Origin of the sequence: Natronomonas sp., from assembly GCF_046710025.1 — an archaeon.
GTDB lineage: Archaea > Halobacteriota > Halobacteria > Halobacteriales > Haloarculaceae > Natronomonas.
Genome location: NZ_JBKEGK010000228.1, coordinates 1 through 4,013, shown reverse-complemented (window position 1 = coordinate 4,013; position 4,013 = coordinate 1). Strand labels below are relative to the sequence as shown.

Below are 4,013 nucleotides of genomic sequence, written 5' to 3'. Positions count from 1 at the left end.
GCCAATCGAAGGACCGATCAAGCTCGTCCGGATGGATCACCATCTGATCGGCGTCCGAACCGTCAGGCGCTTGGCTTCCGTCGGCCGTGGGTTCTGCTCCGTCGTCGCCGCGCCCCGATCGCTCCGGAGCGGAGCCGTGGTCACCCCTCATTGGCCCTGCTCCACCGGTCGCGGTCGCGCCGCCCGGTTCGCATCACTCGTAGTCGTCGGGATCGTACTTTTCGTCCGGAACGACCACGACGGAGCCGAACCCTTCGCGGGATTCGAGCATCTCGTGAGCGCGCTTGACCTCACTCATCGGCAGCACCTCACGGATGTGAGGCTCGAACGTGCCGTCGAACACCTTCGCCATCACCTCGTCCATCTCGCCGGGGGTTCCCATCGTCGAGCCGAGGATGTCGAGTTGTTTCCAGAACACCTTGGGGATATTCGTCTCGGGGGAGACACCCGATGTCGCCCCGCAGGTGACGACGCTGCCGCCGCTGGCGGCCGCGCTAAGAGAGTTGTCCCACGTCGCCTCGCCGACGTGGTCGACAACGACATCGACGCCGCGGCCGTCGGTCAGGTCCTTGACCGCCTTGTCGAAGTCTCTCTCCTCGTAGTTGATGAGGTGATCGGCGCCGCACTCGCGGGCGAGGTCGAGTTTCGCCTCCGAGGAAGCCGTTGCGAACACCTCACAGCCCTCGTTGACCGCGATCTGGACGCAGGCGTGGCCGACGCCGCCGGAGGCGCCCAACACCAAGACGCTGTCCGACTGGTCGATCCCGACGCGCGTCATCAGCATTCGCCAGGCGGTCTGGAAGACGAGCGGGGCAGAGGCGGCCGTCGTGAAGTCGATCCCCTCGGGGAGTTCGAGAAGGTTCTGCTCGGGGACGGCGGCAAACTCGCTGTGGACGCCGCGGACGTGTTCGCCGATCATCTTGTAGTCCACACACATCGACTGTTCGCCCTTCCGGCAGAACTCACACTCGCCGCAGTAGAGGCCGGGATCGACGAGAACACGATCGCCCTCCTCGAATCGGGTGACGCGTTCGCCGACCCCGCTGACGACGCCCGCGCCGTCGCTGCCCGGAATGTGCGGCATCTCTTCGGGGCTCGGCATCCCCTTGCGGGTCCAGACGTCGAGATGGTTCAGCCCGCCGGCCTCGATCTCGACAAGAACCTCCTCGGGGCCGATCTCCGGGTCGGAAAAATCACCGTATTCGAGGACGTCGGCCGATCCGTGCTCTTCGTAGTAAATCGCCTTCATAGTCGGAGTTGCGTCCCGAGGGTGCAAAACATTAGCGGAGTTCGTGAGACCGGTTCCGCGCCGACGCGAACCAGTCTTTTTTGCGTTCCATTGCTGTTGTGTCCGTATGGACAGACCGGAAGCTACGGACGGCGGGGCGGACGACCACGGGCACGACCACGAGCATGAGGACAATCGCAACCGCGAGGACGACCACGGGCACGACCATGGCCACGACCACCACCGTCACGACATCGAGGAACTCGGATTCGGGATCGTGACCGTCTCCTCGAGCCGCGGCGTCGACGCGGACACCTCGGGGGATGCGATCGCCGAACTCGTCGACGAGGCCGGTCACGCGGTGTCGACCCGGGAAGTCGTCAACGACGAGTTCGACACCGTTCAGGACACGGTCGACAGGCTCGTCAAGCGACGGGACACGGACTCCGTCGTCACCACCGGCGGCACCGGCGTCACCCCCGACGACGTGACCATTGAGGCGGTCGAGCCGCTCTTCGACAAGCAGCTCCCCGGATTCGGCGAACTGTTCCGGAGCCTCTCTCGCGAGGAGATCGGAACGAAGGTCGTCGGGACGCGCGCGACCGCGGGGGTCGCCGACGGCGCGCCGGTGTTTTGCCTGCCGGGCAGCGAGAACGCGGTTCGACTCGGAACCGGGTCCATCATCGTCGAGGAAGCGCCGCACCTGGCCGGGCTTGCGCGACGCGATGATCCCGAGGACGGAGAGGGGGCCACGACCGACTCACGCTGACCGGGTAGGTGCCTTTCGTTACCCGGTTACGGTAACGGACAGAGACTCGCAGTCAGGAGCGCGCGCCCGTCGCCGTCGTTCTCCGCGCCATGTTCGACGCCGCGGGGGTTGTGAACGACAGCGGGTGCCTCGACCGTTTCCGTCGTGTCGCCCTGTGTGACCGTGATCTCGCCCTCCAGCAGGTGAAAGACGTTCTCGCAGTCGTCGTGGACGTGGGGATCGAACGCGCCGCCGGAACCGAGCGCGAACAGCTTTACGAGCACGTCGTCCTCAACGACGAGTTCGGCCGTTTCGACGGTCCCGTCCGCCGGGTCGACGTCGGGGAGTTGGTTCAGCGTCATACCGACAACTCGTCGGCCAGCCAGTTAACCTTTGAGCGCTAGAACCGGACGACGGCGTCGACGATCCCCGCGGTCTGTGCAACCCCAACGACGGCGAGCCCGGCCATCCGCGCCGAACTCACCCCCATGGCTGCGCCGTAGGCGTACAGCCCCGCGCCGACCAGACAGCCGGCAGCACTGGCCGTGTAGACCCACGCCCCCGCCGGAAGTTCGCGGGCGGTGTAGCCGAACCCTGCCGCCGGAAGTAGCATCCACCCGCCGAGCGCAAGCGCGAACAGTGCCGCGGGGGAATCCGAGAGGACAAAGCCCGCGAGGCCGGCGACGGCGAACGGCGTCCCGGCGACGATGACGGCGCGCCAAGCCCGAAGCACCCCCGACGCCATCTCCCCCCAGGAGGCGGCCGCGAACGCGACGAGCAACACACTCATGACTGCGTGCATCACGAACACCGGGTGCGTCGTGACGACGCCGAGGTGGGCGGCGGCTACGAGCCCCCACGCTGAGGGAATCAATAACGCGGGACCAGTCTCCCGAGCGCGTCGGAACATACGAGGCGTCTTGACCGGGGTGATAATAGCTGTACTCACTCGGTATGGCCGCCTGACCCGGGAGTGCCGTCCGACCCGAGATCGCCGTTCGATCTCCCGGACGGCCTCTTGACTCGACTGCATACCCACACGGAAGCCCCAGCCCACAAGCCTTATATACACGGCTGTACTTCAGACAGTTGATGGCAACCGGAACGGTTGATTTCTTCAACGACACTGGCGGTTACGGCTTTATTGACACTGAGGACGCGGACGAGGACGTCTTCTTCCACATGGAGGATGTCGGCGGCCCGGACCTCGAAGAAGGACAGGAAGTCGAGTTCGACATCGAGGAGGCCGACAAAGGCCCCCGCGCGACGAACCTGACGCGCCTGTAAACGCCGACCCCACGCATCGCTTTCGAGCAATTTATTTTTCGTCTGGAGCGACAGCGTTGTCGCTCTCCGGACGAGAAAGCACGTGATCCGACCCTGAAGCGACAGCGCCCGATCGGACCGGTATAAATGATATATAAACGGCGTACGAGTCGTCCGAGAGAACGTATAAACCCTCGCCGGAACGGCTGCACTCACGCCGGAACGGCTGACGCCCGACACTCACGCCAGCAGCCGCTGGACGTGTTCCTCGAAACGCTCCGGGACGCAATCGCGGAGCGATTTAATGGCCGTTTCGCCGCCACGGTTGACAAGGTAACACCGCCCGCGTGAGTCGCCGTAGACGGCTTGGAAGTCGTACACGAAGCCGAGCACGGTCGTTGAGTCGGGGACCGAGCTGTCGGATCGAAGAAACTCGACTTGACGGTCGACGTTGTACTCAACCAGTTGATCGACGAGCCCGGCGTCGCCCGCCGGATCGACTCGGTCGTCGGCCAGCCCCGACTCGATGACTGGCAACAGCGACTCAACGCGCGTTTCGATCCCGGCCGGCAGCGTCTCGGGGTCGTCCGATCGGGCTCGCTCGAACGCCGCGGTGATGGCCCCACATCCCGTGTGACCGACGACGGCGGCGACATCCGTGTTGGCGAACCGGATGGGGTAGAGAATGTCCCCGCTGACGGCGCGGGCGTCGCAGTCGCGGACCTGGTTTCCAAGGTTGCCGGCGGTGAAAAGCCACCCCGGTTCGTCGAC

The 4,013-nt window shown here is 65.3% G+C and carries 6 protein-coding genes; 2 read left to right on the top strand and 4 right to left on the bottom strand.

Going from position 1 to position 4,013, the window contains the following annotated elements:
• Nucleotides 1–193 precede the first annotated feature (193 nt).
• Nucleotides 194–1,249 carry a zinc-binding dehydrogenase gene (locus ACI944_RS12625; protein WP_411719393.1) on the bottom strand — a complete coding sequence of 352 codons (1,056 nt, stop codon included), beginning with the start codon at nt 1,247–1,249 and terminating at the stop codon, nt 194–196.
• 106 nt (nt 1,250–1,355) lie between these two features.
• Between ACI944_RS12625 and ACI944_RS12620 the strand changes: the two genes are divergently transcribed.
• Entirely contained in the window at nt 1,356–1,997 is a 642-nt protein-coding gene (locus tag ACI944_RS12620) for a molybdenum cofactor biosynthesis protein B (protein WP_411719392.1), read from the top strand.
• 26 nt (nt 1,998–2,023) lie between these two features.
• Here ACI944_RS12620 and ACI944_RS12615 read toward each other — a convergent pair whose 3' ends face one another.
• Together ACI944_RS12615 and ACI944_RS12610 are read right to left on the bottom strand one after the other, a co-directional pair.
• On the bottom strand, nt 2,024–2,338 hold the full coding sequence (locus ACI944_RS12615; RefSeq protein ID WP_411719391.1) for a cupin domain-containing protein: 315 nt from the start codon (nt 2,336–2,338) through the stop codon (nt 2,024–2,026).
• A 38-nt stretch (nt 2,339–2,376) separates the two neighbouring features.
• Nucleotides 2,377–2,886: a hypothetical protein gene (locus ACI944_RS12610; RefSeq protein WP_411719390.1), complete on the bottom strand. Its 510-nt coding sequence runs from the start codon at nt 2,884–2,886 to the stop codon at nt 2,377–2,379.
• Between the two features lie 182 nt (nt 2,887–3,068).
• Here ACI944_RS12610 and ACI944_RS12605 point away from each other — a divergent pair, with 182 nt between their 5' ends.
• Nucleotides 3,069–3,263, top strand: a complete 195-nt coding sequence (locus ACI944_RS12605; RefSeq protein ID WP_015408520.1) for a cold-shock protein — start codon at nt 3,069–3,071, stop codon at nt 3,261–3,263.
• 219 nt (nt 3,264–3,482) lie between these two features.
• Here ACI944_RS12605 and ACI944_RS12600 read toward each other — a convergent pair.
• The coding region (locus ACI944_RS12600; RefSeq protein WP_411719389.1) for a carbonic anhydrase at nt 3,483–4,013 on the bottom strand (531 nt) is incomplete at its 5' end.